The sequence below is a fragment of the Streptomyces sp. GbtcB7 genome (genome assembly GCF_019091445.1).
GTDB lineage: Bacteria > Actinomycetota > Actinomycetes > Streptomycetales > Streptomycetaceae > Streptomyces > Streptomyces mirabilis.
In genome coordinates this window covers 1-984 of record NZ_JAGXJM010000121.1, presented here as the reverse complement: position 1 = coordinate 984, position 984 = coordinate 1, and the positions used below count along the sequence as shown (strand labels likewise).

General features: G+C 67.5%; 1 protein-coding gene and 1 pseudogene. One reads left to right on the top strand and one right to left on the bottom strand.

Features of this window, described 5'->3' with window-relative positions:
- Nucleotides 1-208, top strand: a pseudogene (locus tag KVT44_RS55480) (IS5/IS1182 family transposase); the annotation flags it as partial.
- 149 nt (nucleotides 209-357) lie between these two features.
- Here KVT44_RS55480 and KVT44_RS55475 read toward each other — a convergent pair.
- The coding region (locus KVT44_RS55475) for a Type 1 glutamine amidotransferase-like domain-containing protein (RefSeq protein ID WP_254651233.1) at nucleotides 358-984 on the bottom strand (627 nt) is incomplete at its 5' end.

Sequence of the window (984 nt, the reverse complement as noted above, 5' to 3'; positions counted from 1 at the left end):
CTACCTCGACATCACGATCCAAACGGTGCGTCGGCCGCCGGACGCGAAGGGCTTCGTCGTCCTTCCCCGCCGCTGGGTGGTTGAACGATCATGGTTGTGGATCATGAGGGCCCGCCGGCACTGCCGCGACGATGAACGGCTCCCTGAGATGAGCGAATCGTTGATCGCGTGGGCGGCTGTCACCTTGATGACGAGGCGTTTGACCCGCCGCAGGACCCGGCCTGCCGAACGGCGTGACGTCGGCCCGTGCTACCTCGCGCAGGCCGCCTGACGCAGGTGCTCGCCCCGGCAGTTCCGCATCAGCGCGACCCCTGGGCGCGGCACTGCCCTGTCCGGGGCTCCCCACCACGCGTTGAGTCACGGATGGAACCGCCACCGGCCTTCAGAAATGACATCCACCTTGCCGTCCCTGACGCGAACGGCCGTCTCGTCATCGATGAAGTAGATCGGGAAGTCCGCCCGCGCAGCGATGCGATCAGCCCAGGCGTCGTCCCGCTCGGGGAAATCCGGCGAGTACAGGTGGGGCTTGAGATACCAGTCGAAGAGGCCGAACGGCGGCTCCACGGTCGTCGCGCCGAGCACGTGGAGGTCCGTGGTGTCCCCGATGACGTCGGCGGAGTGTCCGGTGAGATTACGGCTGAAGATCATTGATCCGGCGCTGACCCCCACATAGACCCGGTTCTCCAGCGCCTCCAGGAAGCCGTCGGCCAGGCCGTTGCCGGTGATGCTGCGCGCGAGGTGGTAGTGGCTGCCGCCCTCGACATAGATGACGTCGGCGTGGAGCAGCCGGTCGAGCACCATCTGGCGGGGCAGGCCGTTCAGCTCCAGGACGTCGAACTCCCGCCAGCCGAGGCCGTGCAGCCGGTTCATGTCCGCGACGAACCACCCGTGGTCCCCGGGCTCGGCGACTGACGCCGTGGGAACGAACACGACGTTCGCCGATCCGAACGGCTTACCCAGCATGTCCCGCAGCGCATCCCGCAG